At 62.3% G+C, this 19,487-nt stretch carries 16 protein-coding genes; 6 read left to right on the forward strand and 10 right to left on the reverse strand.

The features are described 5' to 3' along the window. Positions 1-66: 66 nt before the first annotated feature. The 10 genes from lysS to JFU48_RS01850 form a co-directional block, all read right to left on the reverse strand. Complete coding sequence (gene lysS / locus JFU48_RS01805; protein WP_003222049.1) at positions 67-1,569, reverse strand: lysine--tRNA ligase; 1,503 nt, start codon at positions 1,567-1,569, stop codon at positions 67-69. A 112-nt stretch (positions 1,570-1,681) separates the two neighbouring features. Next, positions 1,682-2,777 (reverse strand): peptide chain release factor 2 gene (gene prfB / locus JFU48_RS01810; protein ID WP_103485386.1). Its coding sequence is split into 2 segments (ribosomal slippage): positions 1,682-2,704 and positions 2,706-2,777, totalling 1,095 coding nucleotides; the frame shifts between segments, so codons are not numbered across the junction. A gap of 226 nt (positions 2,778-3,003) precedes the next feature. Then, the gene (locus tag JFU48_RS01815) at positions 3,004-4,005 is read right to left on the reverse strand and encodes a response regulator (protein WP_201135705.1); all 1,002 of its coding nucleotides are present in this window, start codon (positions 4,003-4,005) and stop codon (positions 3,004-3,006) included. Positions 4,006-4,053: 48 nt separating this feature from the next. Then, on the reverse strand, positions 4,054-5,064 hold the full coding sequence (gene cheB, locus JFU48_RS01820) for a chemotaxis response regulator protein-glutamate methylesterase (RefSeq protein ID WP_003222043.1): 1,011 nt from the start codon (positions 5,062-5,064) through the stop codon (positions 4,054-4,056). Beyond that, complete coding sequence (locus tag JFU48_RS01825; RefSeq protein WP_201135706.1) at positions 5,061-7,349, reverse strand: hybrid sensor histidine kinase/response regulator; 2,289 nt, start codon at positions 7,347-7,349, stop codon at positions 5,061-5,063. Before JFU48_RS01825 ends, cheB begins: the two co-directional genes overlap by 4 nt. Beyond that, positions 7,346-8,041 (reverse strand): chemotaxis protein CheW, encoded by a 696-nt coding sequence (locus tag JFU48_RS01830; protein ID WP_003222039.1) that lies wholly within the window; start codon positions 8,039-8,041, stop codon positions 7,346-7,348. The genes JFU48_RS01825 and JFU48_RS01830 overlap by 4 nt, the downstream gene beginning before the upstream one ends. Continuing rightward, positions 8,038-9,312 carry a CheR family methyltransferase gene (locus tag JFU48_RS01835; protein WP_003222037.1) on the reverse strand — a complete coding sequence of 425 codons (1,275 nt, stop codon included), beginning with the start codon at positions 9,310-9,312 and terminating at the stop codon, positions 8,038-8,040. The genes JFU48_RS01830 and JFU48_RS01835 overlap by 4 nt, the downstream gene beginning before the upstream one ends. Beyond that, positions 9,309-9,827 carry a chemotaxis protein CheW gene (locus JFU48_RS01840; RefSeq protein WP_201135707.1) on the reverse strand — a complete coding sequence of 173 codons (519 nt, stop codon included), beginning with the start codon at positions 9,825-9,827 and terminating at the stop codon, positions 9,309-9,311. Before JFU48_RS01840 ends, JFU48_RS01835 begins: the two co-directional genes overlap by 4 nt. Then, positions 9,827-11,449, reverse strand: a complete 1,623-nt coding sequence (locus JFU48_RS01845; RefSeq protein ID WP_003222034.1) for a methyl-accepting chemotaxis protein — start codon at positions 11,447-11,449, stop codon at positions 9,827-9,829. The genes JFU48_RS01840 and JFU48_RS01845 overlap by 1 nt, the downstream gene beginning before the upstream one ends. Positions 11,450-11,743: 294 nt before the next feature. After that, positions 11,744-12,466, reverse strand: a complete 723-nt coding sequence (locus tag JFU48_RS01850; RefSeq protein ID WP_201135708.1) for a tellurite resistance TerB family protein — start codon at positions 12,464-12,466, stop codon at positions 11,744-11,746. Positions 12,467-12,643: 177 nt separating this feature from the next. Between JFU48_RS01850 and JFU48_RS01855 the strand changes: the two genes are divergently transcribed. The 6 genes from JFU48_RS01855 to JFU48_RS01880 all read left to right on the forward strand — a co-directional run bounded on the left by JFU48_RS01855 (position 12,644) and on the right by JFU48_RS01880 (position 19,381). Further along, positions 12,644-13,558 carry a LysR family transcriptional regulator gene (locus JFU48_RS01855; RefSeq protein WP_007967749.1) on the forward strand — a complete coding sequence of 305 codons (915 nt, stop codon included), beginning with the start codon at positions 12,644-12,646 and terminating at the stop codon, positions 13,556-13,558. A 130-nt stretch (positions 13,559-13,688) separates the two neighbouring features. Continuing rightward, a complete protein-coding gene (locus tag JFU48_RS01860) occupies positions 13,689-15,146 on the forward strand; it encodes a gamma-aminobutyraldehyde dehydrogenase (protein WP_201137045.1) in 1,458 nt (485 codons plus the stop codon). Positions 15,147-15,231: 85 nt separating this feature from the next. Then, positions 15,232-16,383, forward strand: coding sequence for a putative ABC transporter substrate-binding protein YdcS (ydcS, locus tag JFU48_RS01865; protein WP_201135709.1), 1,152 nt, complete (start codon positions 15,232-15,234; stop codon positions 16,381-16,383). A 224-nt stretch (positions 16,384-16,607) separates the two neighbouring features. Beyond that, on the forward strand, positions 16,608-17,645 hold the full coding sequence (locus JFU48_RS01870; RefSeq protein ID WP_166221079.1) for an ABC transporter ATP-binding protein: 1,038 nt from the start codon (positions 16,608-16,610) through the stop codon (positions 17,643-17,645). Between the two features lies 1 nt (position 17,646). Next, positions 17,647-18,582, forward strand: a complete 936-nt coding sequence (locus tag JFU48_RS01875) for an ABC transporter permease (protein ID WP_201135710.1) — start codon at positions 17,647-17,649, stop codon at positions 18,580-18,582. Then, the gene (locus JFU48_RS01880) at positions 18,572-19,381 is read left to right on the forward strand and encodes an ABC transporter permease (RefSeq protein ID WP_201135711.1); all 810 of its coding nucleotides are present in this window, start codon (positions 18,572-18,574) and stop codon (positions 19,379-19,381) included. The genes JFU48_RS01875 and JFU48_RS01880 overlap by 11 nt, the downstream gene beginning before the upstream one ends. Positions 19,382-19,487 lie beyond the last annotated feature (106 nt).

Consider the following 19,487-nt stretch of genomic DNA (forward strand, 5'->3'; position numbering starts at 1 on the left):
TGATACATTTGTACCAGACAGGCAATAAAAAGCCGCCTGTTTTAGGCGGCTTTTTAACTGAAACGTTTACGCTTGCGGTCGCATGTGCGGGAACAGGATCACATCGCGGATCGACGGCGAGTTGGTCAGCAACATCACCAGACGGTCGATGCCGATACCTTCACCGGCCGTTGGCGGCATGCCGTACTCCAGCGCACGCACGAAGTCGGCGTCGTAGTGCATGGCTTCGTCGTCGCCGGCGTCCTTGTCGGCCACCTGCGCCATGAAGCGCTCGGCCTGGTCTTCCGCGTCGTTCAACTCGGAATAGGCGTTGGCGATTTCACGGCCGCCGATGAACAGCTCGAAACGGTCGGTGACGTTCGGGTTCTCGTCGTTACGACGGGCCAGCGGCGACACTTCGAACGGGTACTGGGTGATGAAGTGCGGCTGTTCCAGCTTGTGCTCGACCAGTTCTTCGAAAATCATCACCTGCAGCTTGCCCAGACCTTCGAAGCCCAGCACCTTGGCGCCGGCCTTCTTGGCGATGGCGCGCGCCTTGTCGATGTCGTTCAGGTCATCGGCGGTCAGCTCAGGGTTGTACTTGAGGATCGAGTCGAACACCGACAGACGGGCAAACGGCTCGCCGAAGTGGAACACCTTGTCGCCGTACGGCACGTCGGTGCTGCCCAGAACCAGCTGCGCCAGTTCGCGGAACAGTTCTTCGGTCAGGTCCATGTTGTCTTCGTAGTCGGCGTAAGCCTGATAGAACTCCAACATGGTGAATTCAGGGTTGTGACGCGTCGAAACGCCTTCGTTACGGAAGTTGCGGTTGATCTCGAACACTTTTTCGAAACCGCCAACCACCAGACGCTTGAGGTACAGCTCAGGCGCGATACGCAGGAACATTTCCATGTCCAGCGCGTTGTGGTGGGTTTCGAACGGCTTGGCTGCGGCGCCGCCAGGAATGGTCTGCAGCATCGGCGTTTCGACTTCGAGGAAGTCGCGCTTCATCAGGAAGCTGCGGATGTGCGCGATCACTTGCGAGCGTACGCGGAAGGTCTGGCGCACGTCTTCGTTGACGATCAGGTCAACGTAACGCTGACGGTAGCGTTGTTCGGTGTCGGTCAGGCCGTGGTGCTTGTCCGGCAGCGGGCGCAGCGACTTGGTCAGCAGGCGCACATTGGTCATTTCGACGTACAGGTCGCCCTTGCCGGAACGCGCGAGGGTGCCTTCGGCGGCAATGATGTCGCCCATGTCCCAGGTCTTGACCGCGGCCAGAGTGTCTTCGGACAGGGTTTTACGGTTGACGTAGACCTGGATGCGACCGGTCATGTCCTGGATCACCATGAACGAGCCACGGTTGAGCATGATGCGACCGGCAACCTTGACCGGGATAGCAGCCTCGGCCAGCTCTTCCTTGGTCTTGTCCGCGTACTTCTTCTGCAGATCTTCGCAGTAGTTTTCGCGGCGAAAGTCGTTCGGGAAGGCGTTGCCCTTGGCGCGCTCGGCAGCCAGCTTTTCCTTGCGCAGGGCGATCAGCGAGTTTTCTTCCTGTTGCAGGGCTTGCGGGTCGAGTTGTTGGTCGCTCATGTCTTTAGATATTCCATCAGGTTCGTTGCCCCCGGGCCTGGCGGCCCGGGAATCGCCAGCAGGGCTGGCTCCTACAGGGATCGCATTGCATCAGCGATCCTGTGTGCGTCTTTTACAGCCCCGATTTCAGGCTGGCTTCCAGGTATTCGTCGATGTCGCCGTCGAGCACCTTGTCGCAGTCGCTGCGTTCGATGTTGGTGCGCAGGTCCTTGATCCGCGACGCGTCGAGCACGTACGAACGGATCTGGTGACCCCAGCCGATGTCCGACTTGGTGTCTTCCAGCGCCTGGGAAGCGGCGTTGCGCTTCTGCATTTCCTGCTCGTACAACTTGGCCCGCAGCATTTTCATGGCGGTGTCCTTGTTGGCGTGCTGGGAACGTTCGTTCTGGCAGCTGACCACGGTGTTGGTCGGTACGTGGGTGATCCGTACGGCCGAGTCGGTGGTGTTTACGTGCTGACCACCGGCACCGGAGGAACGATAGGTGTCGATCCGCAGGTCTGCCGGGTTGATTTCGATTTCGACCTTGTCGTCGATCTCTGGCGAGACGAAAACGGCAGAGAACGAGGTGTGGCGACGGTTGCCGGAGTCGAACGGGCTCTTGCGCACCAGACGGTGCACGCCGATCTCGGTGCGCAGCCAGCCAAAGGCGTATTCGCCCTTGATGTGCACGGTCGCACCTTTGATACCGGCGACTTCACCGGCCGACAGCTCCATGATGGTCGCGTCGAAACCGCGTTTGTCCGCCCAGCGCAGGTACATGCGCAGCAGGATGTTGGCCCAGTCCTGGGCCTCGGTGCCGCCGGAGCCGGCCTGGATGTCCAGGTAGGCGTTGTTCGGGTCCATTTCGTGGCTGAACATGCGGCGGAATTCAAGCTTGGCGAGGTTTTCCTCGAGACGGGCCAGTTCGGCGACGACATCGCCCACTGCGCCTTCGTCGTTTTCTTCGACAGCCATGTCCAGCAGGTCGCGGCAATCGGCCAGACCGCCGTTCAGTTCGTCGAGGGTATCGACGATCTGCGCCAGCGCCGAGCGCTCGCGGCCCAGCTCCTGGGCGTATTCAGGTTTGTTCCAGACACTCGGATCTTCAAGCTCGCGATTGACCTCGGTCAGACGCTCATGCTTTTGATCGTAGTCAAAGATACCCCCGAATAGTTTCGGAGCGCTCGGACAGGTCCTTGATGGTGTTCAGGATCGGGTTGATTTCCATGACGGGCAGCACTCGTTGGCGAACTTTTGAAAGCCGGCGAGTATAACGTAATCAGGCTGTCACGGCAGCCCGTCTGGCGGCTGTTACGACGATTCACTTGACATGGACTGACGCAGATCCCCTGTGGGAGCGGGCTTACTCGCGAAGGCGGTGTGTCATTAAGCATCGATGTCGACTGATACTCCGCATTCGCGAGCAAGCCCGCTCCCACAGGGGGATTGCGAACCTATTCGATACCCACCTGATTACGCCCGTTGTTCTTCGCCAGGTACAACCCGCGATCCGCCGCCGAAATCAGCAGCCGGCAATCGCTGCCCGATTGCGGCACCATGGTCGCCAGGCCGATGCTGATGGTCAGGCTCGCCCCGTCGCTCGGGGTATTGTGCGGAATCTTCAAGGCCGCCACGGTCTGACGCAGTTTCTCCGCCACCAGGCGTGCGCCGCCCGGAGAGGTGTTCGGCAGCACCAGGGCGAACTCTTCACCGCCGTAGCGCGCCGGCAGATCCGACGGTCGGGCGCTGGCGTCGCGGATCGCTGTGGCGACCTTGCGCAGCGCCTCGTCCCCTTCGACGTGGCCAAAGCTGTCGTTGTAGGACTTGAAGTAATCGACGTCGATCATCAGCAGCGACAACTGGCTCTGATCACGCAACGACCGGCGCCATTCCAGCTCCAGATACTCGTCGAAGTGCCGGCGGTTGGACAGCCCGGTCAGGCCGTCGGAGTTCATCAGCCGTTGCAGCACCAGGTTGGTGTCGAGCAACTGCTGCTGGCTGACGCGCAACGCACGGTACGCCGCATCCCGCTGCAGCAGGGTCATGTAGGAGCGCGAGTGGTAACGGATGCGCGCCACCAGTTCGATGGTGTCCGGCAGCTTCACCAGATAATCGTTGGCCCCGGCGGAAAACGCCGCACTCTTGATCAGCGGGTCTTCCTTGGTCGACAGGACGATGATCGGGATGTCCTTGGTCGCCGGGTGATTGCGGTACTCGCGCACCAGGCTCAGGCCGTCGAGGCCGGGCATCACCAGATCCTGCAGGATTACCGTCGGTTTGATCCGTACCGCCTGGGCGATGGCCTGGTGCGGGTCGGAGCAGAAGTGGAAGTCGATGTTCTCTTCATTCGACAGCCCACGGCGCACGGCCTCGCCGATCATCGCCTGATCGTCCACCAACAACACCATGGCGGCGTTTTCGTCGGTTTTAATGTCGTCGATCTGTAAATCATTCATGGGCGGTCACCTGAATACTGCGGGGGCCAGGATTGCGGAATAGCCTGTTCATTTGGGGAAAACCTCCAGCAACCGTGGCGCTATCTTTTCCAGTGGGCGGATTTCGACGGCAGCATCGATGGCCGCTGCTGCCTTGGGCATGCCGTAGACCGCACTGCTTTGCTGGTCCTGCGCGATGGTCAGATAACCCTGCTGGCGCATGAGCTTAAGCCCTTGCGCCCCGTCGCGTCCCATTCCGGTCAATAAAACCCCGATCGCATCGCCGTTCCAATAACTGGCGACACTTTCGAAAAACACGTCGATCGAAGGTCGGTAGATCTCATTGACCGGCTCGGCGGTGTAGGCCAGCGTGCCGTTTTTCAATAAGCGAATATGGTGGTTGGTGCCGGCCAGCAGCACCGCGCCAGCCTGCGGCGGCTCGCCTTCGCGGGCCAGGCGTACATCGAGGCCGCTGGCGCTGGCCAGCCATTCGGCCATGCCGGCAGCAAACACCTGATCCACGTGCTGCACCAGCACGATGGCCGCCGAGAAGTTGCGCGGCAGGCCCTTGAGCAACACTTCCAGCGCTGCCGGTCCGCCGGCAGACGAGCCGATCGCCACCAGCCGCTTGCACGACGCCGAACTGCGGTGGGGCGTCGGCACCGGACGCGAGCGCGGGGTTTTCTCGCCGATCAGCCAGCCAATGTTGAGGATCTTGCGCAGCAACGGCGCCGCAGCCTCCTGCGCGTTGCCGGCACCAAGGGCCGGGGTATCGACCACGTCCAGCGCGCCGTGGCCCATGGCTTCGAAGACCCGGTGTACGTTCTGCTGGCGGTCGACCGTGACGATGACGATGGCGCACGGGGTTTCGGCCATGATCCGCCGGGTAGCCTCGACGCCATCCATCACCGGCATGATCAGGTCCATCAGGATCAAATCCGGAGTGTTTTCGGCGCACAGTTGCACCGCCTCGGCGCCATCTCTGGCGACCCAGATCACCTGATGCGCCGGCTCGAAGGCCAGCGCACGGCGCAGCGCCTCCACCGCCAGGGGCATGTCGTTGACGATTGCGATTTTCATGCCCGCGCTCCTCCAATGAGCTCAACCACTGCATCAAGCAGGGCGTCGTCATGAAAACTGGCCTTGGCTAAATAATAGTCGGCGCCGGCATCCAGTCCACGACGCCGGTCCTCTTCACGATCCTTGTACGAGACCACCATCACCGGCAGCGACTGCAGACGGTTGTCGCGGCGCAACAGGGTGACCAGCTCGATGCCGTCCATGCGCGGCATGTCGATGTCGGTGATCAGCAAATCGAAGTCCTCCGAACGCAAGGCGTTCCAGCCGTCCATGCCGTCTACCGCCACCGCCACGTCGTAGCCGCGATTGAGCAGCAGCTTGCGTTGCAGCTCGCGCACGGTCAGCGAGTCGTCGACCACCAGAATCCGCTTGCGCGCCACTTCGGCGGCCTGATTGCCATAGCGGGCGATACGTTCCAGACGCCCGGTATTGAGCAGTTTGTCCACCGACCGCAGCATGTCCTCGACATCGACGATCAGCACCACCGAACCGTCGTCGAGCAACGCCCCGGCGGAAATGTCCTGAACCTTGCCCAGCCGCTCATCCAGCGGCAGCACCACCAACGTGCGCTCGCCGACAAAACGCTCGACCGCCACGCCGTAGACCGCATCGCGCTCGCGGATCACCACGACCTTGAGGGTTTCGCTGCTGCTCTGACTGGCCGGACGGTTCAACAACTGGCTGGCGGCGACCAGTCCGACGTGCCGGCCTTCGTGCCAGAAATGCTGGCGCCCCTCGATCTGCACGATGTCCTGTGGCTGCAGATCGCACATGCGCTCAATGTGCGCCAGCGGAAAGGCGTAGGCTTCTTCGCCGACTTCCACCACCAGACTGCGCACCACCGACAGGGTCAGCGGTACTTCCAGATGAAAGCGGCTGCCCTCGCCTGCCGTCTGCTCCAGCACCACCGCACCGCGCAACTGCCGCACCATGTGCTGCACCGCATCGAGACCGACGCCACGTCCGGACACTTCGGTGACCGTGTCGCGCAGGCTGAAGCCCGGCAGAAACAGGAATGTCAGCAGCTCGTCTTCGCTCAACTGAGCCGCCGTTTCGGCGGGCGAAAGCTGACGTTCGACGATGCTGCGGCGGACCTTTTCCAGATCAACGCCATTGCCGTCATCGCTCAATTCCAGCACCAGCAAACCAGCCTGATGCGAGGCACGCAGGCGGATCAGGCCTTCTTCGGACTTGCCTTTGAGCAGGCGTTGTTCCGGGGTTTCGATGCCGTGATCGACCGCGTTACGCAACAAATGAGTCAGCGGCGCTTCGAGCTTTTCCAATACGTCGCGATCGACCTGCGTCTTCTCGCCCTCGATCTCCAGCCGCACCTGTTTGCCAAGGCTGCGCCCCAGATCCCGGACCATGCGCACCTGACCGGTGAGCACATCGGCGAACGGGCGCATGCGGCAGGCCAGCGCAGTGTCGTAGAGCACCTGGGCGCGCTGGCTGGCTTGCCAGGCGAATTCGTCCAGTTCGGCGTTCTTTTCCGCGAGCAATTGCTGAGACTCGGCCAGCAAGCGTCGGGCATCTTCAAGGGCTTCCTGGGCTTCGAGGCTCAGCGCATGTTCCTTGAGATGCACGTTGAGGCTTTCCAGTGCCCGCAAGCCGTTATTCTGCATGCGCTTGAGGCGCTGCATGGTCGCCAGATGCGGTTTGAGGCGCTGGGTTTCGACCAGCGATTTACTCGACAGGTCGAGCAGGCTGTTCAGGCGTTCGGCGGTAACCCGCAGCACCCGCTCGCCACCTTCGGTGGTGCGTTTGTTCTTGCGCGGAGCCGGGTCAGAGGTTTCCAGCGGTGTATCGATCACTGGCGCTGGTGGCTCAATCGGAGTCGGTGTTGGCGCCTGCATCTGCAACTCGGCCATCGGCGGCGGCGCCACTGCGGGCGGTGCCGAAGGGTCAAGCAGGCGCCCCATCAACGCCACATACGCTTCGATGTCCGGCGCTTGCGGGGCATTGGCCGGCGTGGCGATACGCATCAACAGATCGGTGCCCTGCAACAACGCATCGATGTGTTCGGGGCGCAGCAACAGCCGCCCTTCCTGAGCGCTGACCAGGCAATCTTCCATCACGTGGGCGACGCTGACACCGCTGTCGATTCCGACGATGCGCGCCGCGCCCTTGAGCGAGTGCGCCGCGCGCATGCACGATTCCAGATAATCGGCCTGGGTCGGATTGCGCTCCAGCGCCAGCAGCCCGCTGCTGAGCACCTGGGTCTGGGCTTCGGCTTCGAGACCGAACAGCTCCAGCAGCGAGGCGTCGCGCATTTGCTCGGGGGTCATGTGAGGCTCCGGGTCACGGCGGACAGCAGTTGTTCTTCATCCAGCCAACGCAGGCTGCGCCCCCGGAATTGCAGAACACCACGGGTGTATTTGGCGCTGGCGGTGCTGTGGTGTTCACCGCCGGCACGCGACGCGGCGTCGAGAATTTTTTCGTCGATGGCGTGGATGCCGTCAACTTCGTCCACCGGCACCACCACTGGCCCGCCGTGGGCGGCGATGATCAGCATGCGCGGCATGATCCGCGCGCCGCTGGCCGGTGCGGCGTTGCCGTCCAGATCGAGCAGTTCGACCAGCGACAGGCAGGCGACCAACGCCCCGCGCACGTTCGCCACGCCGAGCAAGGCCCGCGAACGCTGATGCGGCAACGAGTGAATCGCCTGCAGCGGCGCCACCTCCACCAGAGTGCGGGTGGCCAGTCCCAGCCATTCCTCGCCGAGGCGGAACATCAGCAGCGAACGGGTTTTCACATCGGTTTCAACCGCCACGGCGACCGGATCACGCTCGTCCTGCTGCAACGCATAACGGTCAAGCAGACGGGTGGCGGCGGCGGAATACACCGCGCAGTTGCGGCAATGAATATGCTCGGCCAGCAACGGGCAGGACTTGTCGCCATGAATGCCGATACGGTTCCAGCAATCATCGATGGCCCGGGCGTCTTCGTGGGTGACGTTCAAGGTGTCGGACGGGATCATCGTTTACGCTCACTGTCGGCGGTGCGGCCGCTGCGGGCGGCGCGTTCCTGCAATCGTCTGGCACCGGCGCTGTCACCCTGGGCCTGCAGCAAGGCAGCCAGGTGCATCAACGCTTCGGGATGTTGCGGTTCAAGATACAAGGCCTTGCGGTAATAACTCTGGGCTTCGAGGGCGGCGCCGGCAACGTCGCTGAGCAGGCCGAGCCAGTAGAACACCTGGGCTACCGGTTCGTGACTGCGCAGGTACTGCTCACATGCCGCGCGGGCTTCGGCACTCTTGCCTTCGTTGGCCAGCGCAGCGATGTTGGCGAGCAAGGTCGCCGCGTCCGAGGTGGCGCTTTTGCTGTTGACGGGCAGCGGTGCAACGCTGGCAAACGGACGCGGGCGCACCGGCGGTGGCGGCGGCGGACTGCGCAACGGTTGGCGCACGGGCAGTGGCGTGGGGGTCGGCAATGACACCGGCTCCGGCAGCGGATCATTGTGCCGACTGAAGGCGAACGACTGCGGAATGCCGATCGAACGCATGCCCAGGCGCCCGAGCAGACTGCCTTCGGCCGGGCCGATGAACAGCACGCCATCGACGTGAGTCAGGCGCTTGAGCACTTCGAAGACTTGCTTCTGGGTCGGCTGATCGAAATAGATCAACAGGTTGCGGCAGAACACGAAATCGAACGGCGGCTCCCCCGCCAGCAGCGTCGGATCCAGCACATTGCCGGCCTGCAGGCGCACCTGCTCGCGCACCGCTTCGTTGACCCGATGCCCCTCCGGCTCGGCGGTGAAATGACGCTCGCGATAGTCCAGATCCTGACCACGAAACGAGTTCTTGCCGTAAAGAGCCCGCCGCGCCTTGTCCACCGACAGCGGGCTGACGTCCATGCCGTCGACCTTGAACTGATGCGGTTTGAGACCGGCATCGAGCAAAGCCATGGCAATCGAATAGGGCTCCTCGCCGGTCGAGCACGGCAAGCTGAGGATGCGCAGCGCGCGCATGTTGTTCAATTCATCCAGACGCTTGCGCGCCAGCTTGCCGAGCGTGGCGAAGGATTCCGGGTAACGGAAAAACCAGGTTTCGGGGACGATCACCGCTTCGATCAGCGCTTGCTGCTCGTCACGCGAGCCTTGCAGCAGTTGCCAGTACTCATCGCTGTGCGCCGCTTGCGAAAGCGTGGTGCGCTGACGCACCGCCCGCTCGATGATCGCCGGGCCCACAGAGGTGACATCCAGACCGATGCGTTCCTTGAGGAAATCGAAAAAACGCTGGTCGCTGCTCATGACTGCGCCTCAAGCGGTGCCGGGAACAGCAGGCTGCGCACCGCGTCATCCAGCAAGTCGTTGACCCGCACCCACTGCACCAGCCCCTGGGCATCTTCGCGCACCGGGCCGAGGTACGGCGCCTGGCGATTGTCCAGACCATAAGGCTGAAAATCTTCGGGATTGCAACGCAGGGTATCGGTCGCCTGCTCAAGGATCAGCCCGAGCCAGCGCGGCGGCCGCCGTTCATCCGGGCGGTAATGCACCAGCACCAGTCGCGTACTGGTGCGCGCCTCGGCAGGCTGGCCGAAGGTCAGCGCACTGAGGTCGAGCGCCGGTACCACCGTACCGCGATAGGCGAACACCCCGGCGACCCAGTCCGGTGCCTGGGCAATCGGCTTCAACGGCAGGCGCGGCAACACTTCCGCCACCTCGGTGGCGCGCAAGGCGTAACGCTCGCTGCCGATGCGAAACAGCAGGAACAACGCCTGCTTCGCCACCGGCGCAGCGCTGCGTTTGGCGGTGATTTCACTCATCAGACTTTGAATCGCGAAACGCCGCTGCGCAGCCCGACGGCCACCTGGCTCAGTTCGTCAATTGCGAAACTGGCCTGACGCAACGACTCGACGGTCTGGCTGCTCGCATCGCCCAACTGCACCAGCGCGTGGTTGATCTGCTCGGCACCGGTGGCCTGGGCCTGCATGCCTTCGTTGACCATCAACACCCGCGGCGCCAGCGCCTGCACCTGATGGATGATCTGCGACAGCTGCTCGCCGACCTGCTGCACTTCGGACATGCCACGGCGCACTTCTTCGGAGAACTTGTCCATGCCCATCACGCCGGCGGACACCGCCGACTGGATCTCGCGAACCATTTGTTCGATGTCGTAAGTGGCAACGGCGGTCTGGTCCGCCAGACGCCGCACTTCGGTGGCGACCACGGCAAAACCGCGACCGTATTCACCGGCCTTCTCGGCCTCGATGGCGGCGTTGAGCGACAGCAGGTTGGTCTGGTCGGCGACTTTTACGATGGTCACCACCACCTGATTGATGTTGCCGGCCTTCTCGTTGAGGATCGCCAGTTTGGCGTTGACCAGATCGGCCGCGCCCATCACCGAGTGCATGGTGTCTTCCATCCGCGCCAGACCTTGCTGGCCGGAACCGGCGAGCACCGAGGCCTGATCGGCAGCGGTAGACACCTCGGTCATGGTGCGCACCAGATCCCGCGAGGTGGCGGCGATCTCCCGCGAGGTCGCGCCGATCTCGGTGGTGGTGGCCGCAGTTTCGGTAGCGGTGGCCTGTTGCTGCTTGGAGGTGGCAGCGATTTCGGTCACCGAGGTGGTCACCTGCACCGAGGAGCGCTGGGCCTGGGACACCAGCGACGTCAGCTCGGTCATCATGTCGTTGAAGCCGGTTTCCACCGCGCCGAACTCGTCCTTGCGGTCGAGGTTCAGACGGCTGCTCAAGTCCCCGGTACGCATGATTTCGAGGATCTTCACGATGCGGTTCATCGGCGCCATGATCGCGCGCATCAGCAGCAGACCGCAGGCACCGGCCGCCAGCACCGCCACCAGCAGCGAGACGAACATGCTGACCTTGGCCGCTGCCACCGCTTCGTCGATGTTGGCCATGGCCTGATCGGCAACTTTCTTGTTCTCGCCGATGATGTCATTGAGTTTCATGCGGCCGGTGTACCACGCCGGGGTCAGTTTCTCGGTGAACAGCTTGACCGCTTCGGCTTCCAGGTTGCGCTTGTGCAAGTCGAGCACCTGATCCTGGATCTGCATGTAGACGTCGTGGTCTTTCTCGAACGCGGCGAACTCGACCCGGTCTTCATCGGTGGTGACGGTGTTGCGGTAGTTGGCCATCTGCTCTTGCAGGCGCGTCTCGAACGCCTTGTAGTCCGCCGCGTCTTCGCTGCTGATGCCCTGCCCTTCCTTGAGGCCCAGCAGTTCCTGAGTCTGCAGATAGCTGTCGACCCAGGCGCCACGAATCATCGAGCTGTAATAGACGCCGGGCACCGCGTCGTCACGCACACTGCTTTCACTGGCTTCGATCTTCAGCAAGCGTGAATACGAAACAACGACCATCAGCAACATGATGGCGATAATCACCGCAAAGCTCGCCAAAATGCGTTGGCGCAACGTCCAGTTCTTCACAGTGAGTCCTCGTGCCTAAGTCGAAATGCGGGGAGTATAGCCGAGGGCGGTGTTTCATTTATAAGACGCTTTTTAACCCTCGGGCCCGCCCGACGTGCTTGGCGGGAAGGCTCTGGGGTGGGACTGTCCGACAATCCCGGGCTGGCGTGCCAGCGATGGAATGGCAAAAAGGGGCGATGGATCGGCCATTGCTGTTGTTGTGAGGCTGGAAACGCAATCGCGAGCAGGCTCACTCCTACAAAGGAACGCATTCCAAAGGTAAGAGCGAGCGTGCTCGCGAAGGGCCCGCCGGCATTACGCAGCGGACAAGCGCACCTGTTTCTCCAGCTCTACCTTCAACCCCGGCTCCAGCTTCAGCTGCTTCGCCAACTCTTCCAGATAGGCCTTTTCCATAAAGCTTTCCTCATCCACCAACATCACACTGGCGATGTACATCTCCGCGGCCATTTCCGGGGTGCCGGCGGCGCGGGCGACATCGGCTGGGTCGAGGGGTTTATTGAGTTCGGCGTGCAGCCAGTGTTGCAGTTCCTGATCGTTGTCGAGTCTGGTGAACTCGCCTTCGATCAACTGACGTTCGCGATCGTCGATATGGCCGTCGGCTTTGGCCGCTGCAACGAGGGCTTTGAGAATCGCCTGGCTGTGCTGCTCGGCTTGCGCGGGTGGCAGTCGATCCAGCGTCTGCGGTTCGGTTTGTGGCGCGGTGCCTTTCTGGGCGTTCCAGTTGCCGTAAGCCTTATAGGCCAGCACACCAAGGGCAGCGAGGCCACCGTAGACCGCAACTTTACCGCCGACCTTGCGCGCTTTTTTGCTGCCGAGCAGCAGGCCCATCGCCCCGGCAGCCAACGCGCCACCGCCCGCCCCCGAGAGCAGGCCACCCAGCGCACCAGCGCCTGAAGTGCCACCGAGCAAACCGCCCAGGCCACCAGCCGCCGGTTTGTTCTGCGCGCCACCGGCCTTGTTCTGCAACAGATCCTGGCCGGATTTGAGTAGTTGATCGAGCAATCCACGGGTGTTCATGTTCCGCCTCCAAAACAGGGGTTATCCGGATCTATCAGGCCCTCAGCCTAGTTCGAAAGTGCCCCGGCCCGGCCTGCGAGTGTGCTTCCAGATGTTGCTCCGCCTGCACCAGCCCTTCGTGAAAATAGATATACACTCCAGCCAATCTATAAAAACCGCCCACCGGGTACCTTCCTCATGATGACCCTGCGTCAGATCCGTCACTTCATCGCGGTAGCCGAGACCGGCTCGATTTCCGCGGCGGCGCAAACCGCGTTCATTTCCCAATCGACGTTGACCCTGGCGATCCAGCAACTGGAGGAGGAAATCGGCGTCAGCCTGTTCAGCCGTCACGCCAAGGGCATGACCCTGACTCATCAGGGCCATCAGTTCCTGCGTCAGGCGCACCTGATTCTGGCCACGGTGGATAACGCCAAGCGCAGCCTGCAACAGAGCACCGATCAGGTCGCCGGGCAGTTGATTGTCGGCGTGACCAGCCTGGTCGCCGGTTACTACCTCGCCGATCTGCTCACCCGTTTTCAGCGCGCCTACCCCAACGTCGAGATCCGCGTGATGGAGGACGAGCGGCCGTACATCGAGCACTTGCTGGTCAGCGGCGAAATCGATGTTGGCGTACTGATCCTCTCCAACCTCGAAGACCGTCACGCCCTGCAGACCGAAGTGCTGACCCACTCGCCGCACCGTCTGTGGCTGCCGGCCCAGCATCCATTGCTGGAACACGACAGCATCAACCTCGCCGACGTCGCTCGCGAACCGCTGATTCAACTGAATGTTGATGAAATGGATCGCAATGCCCAGCGCCTTTGGCGCGGCGCCGGGCTGCAACCGAAGATCACCCTGCGCACGGCCTCCACCGAAGCCGTGCGAAGCCTCGTAGCGGCGGGTCTGGGCGTATCGATTCAACCGGACATGACTTACCGCCCGTGGTCACTGGAGGGCGACATCATCGAAGCGCGGCCGATTGCCGACCTCAACCAGACCCTCGATGTCGGTCTGGCCTGGCGCCGCGGTACTGCACGCCCCGCTCTGGTCGACCCGTTTTTGACTGTGGCCCGCGAACAACCGCACGGCGGACGCAAGCCATCTATTTAATCGAATGCCACCTTCAGTATTTAGAATTTGTCGACCTCGGAGCCGCGCACTAGTCTTGCAGCATCTATAAGACGGTCGGCTCCCGGGCACGGGAGCACCAATGACCACACAAGAAAAGAGATCGCGGAAAATGGCTGGCGTGCAGACCCCGATGTGTACCGCGTTGTTGATCGACGGCGAACTGGTCGCCGGGCAAGGTTTTGTCGAACCGATCCTCAACCCGGCCACCGGTGAAATCCTCACCCACATTGCCGAGGCCAGCACCGAGCAGGTCGAAACTGCGATCCTCGCCGCCCACCGCGCCTTTGCCGAATGGTCACGGACCACGCCGCAACAACGCTCGAACCTGCTGCTGGACATCGCCAACGCCGTCGAGAAACACGCCGACTACCTCGCCCGCCTCGAATCCTTGAACTGCGGCAAGCCGCTGCACCTGGCGCGGCAGGACGATCTGACCGCCACCGTCGACGTGTTCCGCTTCTTTGCCGGCGCTGTGCGCTGCCAGACCGGTCAGCTCAGCGGTGAATACCTGCCGGGTTACACCAGCATGGTGCGCCGCGATCCGATTGGCGTGGTGGCGTCGATTGCGCCGTGGAACTACCCGATCATGATGGCCGCGTGGAAAATCGCCCCGGCCCTCGCCGCCGGCAACACCCTGGTGTTCAAGCCATCCGAACACACGCCGCTGTCGATCCTCGCACTGGCGCCAGCGCTCGCCGAGATCCTGCCGCGCGGGGTGATCAACATTATCTGCGGCGGTGGCGAAGGCGTCGGCAGTCATCTGGTCGGTCACGCCAAGGTGCGCATGGTCTCGCTGACCGGCGATATCGTCACCGGGCAGAAGATCCTTCAGGCGGCGGCAAAAACCCTCAAGCGCACACACCTTGAACTCGGCGGCAAGGCCCCGGTGATCGTCTGCAACGACGCCGACATTCAAGCGGTGGTCGACGGCGTGCGCACTTACGGTTACTACAACGCCGGGCAGGACTGCACCGCTGCGTGCCGGATCTACGCCCAGGCAGGAATTCACGACAAACTGGTCGCCGAGCTCGGCGCAGCAGTCAGCAGCCTGCGCTTCGCCGGCAAGCGCGATGCCGACAACGAGATCGGCCCGCTGATCAGCACCCGCCAGCGCGACCGCGTCGCCAGTTTCGTCGAGCGCGCCCTCGGCCAGCCGCACATCGAGCGCGTGACTGGCGCGGCGGTGCATTCCGGCGCCGGGTTCTTCTACCAGCCGACGTTGCTGGCCGGTTGCAAACAGACTGATGAAATCGTCCAGCGCGAAGTGTTCGGCCCGGTGGTCACCGTGACCCGCTTCGACGAACTCGCGCAAGCGGTGGACTGGGCCAACGACTCCGAATACGGCCTCGCGTCGTCGATATGGACGCAGAATCTGGACAAGGCGATGCAGGTCGCCGCCCGTTTGCAGTACGGCTGCACCTGGATCAACAGCCACTTCATGCTGGTCAGCGAAATGCCCCACGGCGGGCTGAAACGTTCGGGTTACGGCAAAGACTTATCCAGTGATTCGTTGCAGGACTACAGCGTGGTGCGGCACATCATGGCCCGCCACGGCCAGCATCTCTGACTACGCTAATAACAAGCCGCAAAACGGCATGGCTTCACCGCGTTCACAACTGCCCCGACCATAATTTAAAGAAGAGGGTTCAACCATGTTCGTGCACAAGACCGCACTGTTCAGTGCAATCACCACAGCCTTTCTGGCCAGCGCCAGCCTGCAAGCGGCCGAGCCGCTGAAGGCTGTCGGCGCCGGCGAAGGTCAGTTGGATATCGTGGCCTGGCCGGGCTACATCGAACGTGGCGAAAGCGACAAGGCCTACGACTGGGTGAGCGGTTTCGAGAAGGAAACCGGCTGCAAGGTCAACGTCAAGACCGCTGCCACCTCCGACGAGATGGTCAGCCTGATGGCCAAGGGCGGTTACGACCTGGTCACCGCCTCGGGCGATGCCTCGTTGCGCCTGATCGTCGGCAAGCGCGTGCAACCGATCAACACCGCGTTGATCCCGAACTGGAAAACCCTCGACCCACGTCTGAAAGATGCGCCGTGGTACGTGGTCAACAACCAGACCTACGGCACCCCGTATCAGTGGGGTCCGAACGTGCTGATGTACAACACCAACGTGTTCAAGACGCCGCCGACCAGCTGGAACGTGTTGTTCGACGCGCAGAATTTCCCCGATGGCAAGCCGAACAAGGGCCGCGTGCAGGCGTATGACGGCCCGATCTACATCGCCGACGCGGCGCTATACCTGAAAACCGCCAAGCCCGAATTGGGGATCAAGGATCCGTATCAACTGACCGAAGCGCAGTACAAAGCCGTGCTCGATCTGCTGCGCGCGCAGCAGCCGTTGATTCACCGCTACTGGCATGACACCACCGTTCAGATGAGCGACTTCAAGAACGAAGGTGTGGTGGCGTCAAGTGCCTGGCCGTATCAGGTCAACGGCCTGATCAACGAGAAACAGCCGATCGCTTCGACCATTCCGAAAGAAGGCGCCACCGGTTGGGCCGACACCACCATGCTGCACGCCGAAGCCAAGCATCCGAACTGCGCGTACAAGTGGATGGACTGGTCGTTGCAGCCGAAAGTCCAGGGTGACGTGGCGGCGTGGTTCGGTTCGCTACCAGCCGTGCCGGCGGCGTGCAAGGAGAGCGAACTGCTCGGCGCCGAAGGTTGCAAGACCAATGGCTTCGACCAGTTCGACAAGATCGCCTTCTGGAAAACCCCGCAGGCCGAGGGCGGTAAGTTCGTGCCTTATAGCCGCTGGACTCAGGACTACATCGCGATCATGGGCGGCCGCTGACACGCCGCTCACCTGTGGCGAGGGAGCTTGCTCCCGCTGGGTGGCGAAGCCGCCCCAACACCTGTCAATGCGGTCTGCCAGTCAAATCGCATGAGGCCAATCCGGGAGTGCTGCGCACTCCAGCGGGAGCAAGCTCCCTCGCCACAAAAGCAACAAGATTCAGTTTTTTCAGAAGTCCAGGCAGGGCCGCTGCGACGGCCCGCGCCTTTTTGGAGCACCGCACCATGACGCTTGCAGTCCAGTTCACCAACGTTTCCCGGCAGTTCGGCGAAGTGAAAGCCGTTGACCGGGTTTCCATCGATATCCAGGACGGCGAGTTCTTTTCCATGCTCGGCCCTTCCGGCTCGGGCAAGACCACCTGCCTGCGCCTGATCGCCGGGTTCGAACAACCGAGTGCCGGCTCGATCCGCATTCACGGCGCCGAAGCCGCCGGTCTGCCGCCGTATCAACGCGATGTGAACACCGTCTTCCAGGATTACGCGCTGTTCCCGCACATGAACGTGCTGGACAACGTCGCCTATGGCTTGAAGGTCAAAGGCGTGAGCAAAAACGAACGCCACAAGCGCGCCGAAGAGGCGTTGGACATGGTCGCCCTCGGTGGCTACGGCGCACGCAAACCGGTGCAGTTGTCCGGCGGTCAGCGCCAGCGTGTCGCCCTCGCCCGCGCCCTGGTCAATCGCCCACGGGTGCTGTTGCTCGATGAACCGTTGGGCGCTCTCGATCTGAAACTGCGCGAGCAAATGCAAAGTGAATTGAAGAAGCTGCAGCGCCAGCTCGGCATCACCTTCATCTTCGTCACCCACGACCAGACCGAAGCGCTGTCGATGTCCGACCGCGTGGCGGTGTTCAACAAGGGCCGTATCGAGCAGGTCGACACCCCGCGCAATCTGTACATGAAACCCACCACCACCTTCGTCGCCGAATTCGTCGGCACCTCGAACGTGATTCGTGGCGATCTGGCGCGCCAGCTCAGCGGCCATCCGCAGCCGTTTTCGATTCGCCCCGAGCACGTGCGTTTTGCCGAAGGGCCGCTCGCCAGCCATGAAATCGAAGTCAGCGGTCTGCTCCACGACATCCAGTATCAGGGCAGCGCCACGCGCTATGAACTGACGCTGGAAAACGGCCAGACCCTGAGCATCAGCCACGCCAACAATCAGTGGATCGACAGCAGCGCGCAGCACCAGACCGGCCAGCGCCTGAGCGCACGCTGGGCGCGGGAAGCGATGATCCCGCTGCATGACACCGTCGCGAGCGGGGTCTGACATGAGCACGCTCGCAATGACCCAGGCACCGCCCTTGCGGCGGTTTTCCAACCTGCTCTATCGCAAGCCGAATCTTTATCTGTCGCTGCTGCTGGTGCCGCCGTTGCTGTGGTTCGGCGCGATCTACCTCGGCTCGTTGCTGGTGCTGTTGTGGCAGGGTTTCTACACCTTTGACGACTTCACCATGGCGGTCACCCCTAACCTCACGCTGGCGAATTTTGCCGCGCTGTTCCAGCCGTCGAACTTCGACATCATCCTGCGTACGCTGAGCATGGCCATCGTCGTGTCGATCGCCAGCGCCATCGTCGCGTTCCCGATTGCCTACTACATGGCGCGCTACACCACGGGCAAGACCAAGGCGTTTTTCTACATCGCGGTGATGCTGCCGATGTGGGCCAGTTATATCGTCAAGGCCTACGCCTGGACGCTGCTGCTGGCCAAGGGCGGCGTCGCGCAATGGTTCGTCCAGCATCTGGGACTGGAGCCGGTGTTGCAGTTCATCCTCGGCATTCCCGGAGTGGGCGGCAGCACCCTGTCGACCTCGCACTTGGGGCGCTTCATGGTGTTCGTCTACATCTGGCTGCCGTTCATGATCCTGCCGATTCAGGCGTCGCTGGAGCGTCTGCCGCCGTCACTGCTGCAAGCCTCTGCCGACCTCGGCGCCAGGCCGCGCCAGACCTTCATGCAGGTGATTTTGCCGTTGTCGATCCCGGGGATTGCTGCCGGTTCGATCTTCACGTTTTCGCTGACTCTGGGCGATTTCATCGTGCCGCAACTGGTGGGCCCGCCGGGCTACTTCGTCGGCAGCATGGTCTACGCGCAGCAAGGTGCGATCGGCAACATGCCGATGGCCGCGGCGTTCACGTTGGTGCCGATTGTGTTGATCGCGGTTTACCTGTCCATCGTCAAACGACTGGGGGCCTTCGATGCACTCTGAGCGCGCTTCACTGGGTCTGCGCATTGCCGCCTGGGGCGGGCTGGTGTTTCTACACTTCCCGATCCTGATCATCTTTCTTTACGCCTTCAACACCGAGGAAGCCGCGTTCAGTTTTCCGCCGAAGGGCTTCACCCTGCACTGGTTCAGCGTGGCCTTTTCGCGGCCGGATGTGCTGGAGGCGATCAAGCTCTCGCTGCAGATTGCCGCCATCGCCACGTTGATCGCGATGGTGCTCGGCACATTGGCTTCCGCCGCGTTGTATCGCCGGGACTTCTTCGGCAAGCAGGGCATTTCGCTGATGCTGATTTTGCCGATCGCCCTGCCGGGGATCATCACCGGGATCGCGCTGTTGGCAACGTTCAAGACGCTGGAGATCGAGCCGGGGATGTTCACCATCATCGTCGGCCACGCGACCTTCTGTGTGGTGATCGTCTACAACAACGTCATCGCCCGCCTGCGCCGCACGTCACACAGCCTGATCGAAGCCTCGATGGACCTCGGCGCCGACGGCTGGCAGACCTTCCGCTACATCATCCTGCCGAACCTCGGCTCGGCGTTGCTGGCCGGCGGCATGCTCGCCTTTGCGCTGTCGTTCGACGAAATCATCGTCACCACGTTCACCGCCGGGCATGAGCGCACGTTGCCGTTGTGGCTGCTCAATCAACTCAGCCGCCCACGGGATGTACCGGTGACCAACGTGGTTGCCATGCTGGTGATGATGGTGACCATGCTGCCGATTCTTGGCGCGTATTACCTGACCCGGGGTGGCGAGAGCGTCGCCGGTAGCGGCGGGAAATGAATATCTGACAGACACCAAAATCCCCCTGTGGGAGCGAGCTTGCTCGCGAAGGGGCCATGACATCCAACATTGATGTCGGCTGACACACCGCCTTCGCGAGCAAGCT

It is taken from the genome of Pseudomonas sp. TH49 (genome assembly GCF_016650625.1).
Lineage (GTDB): Bacteria > Pseudomonadota > Gammaproteobacteria > Pseudomonadales > Pseudomonadaceae > Aquipseudomonas > Aquipseudomonas fluorescens_H.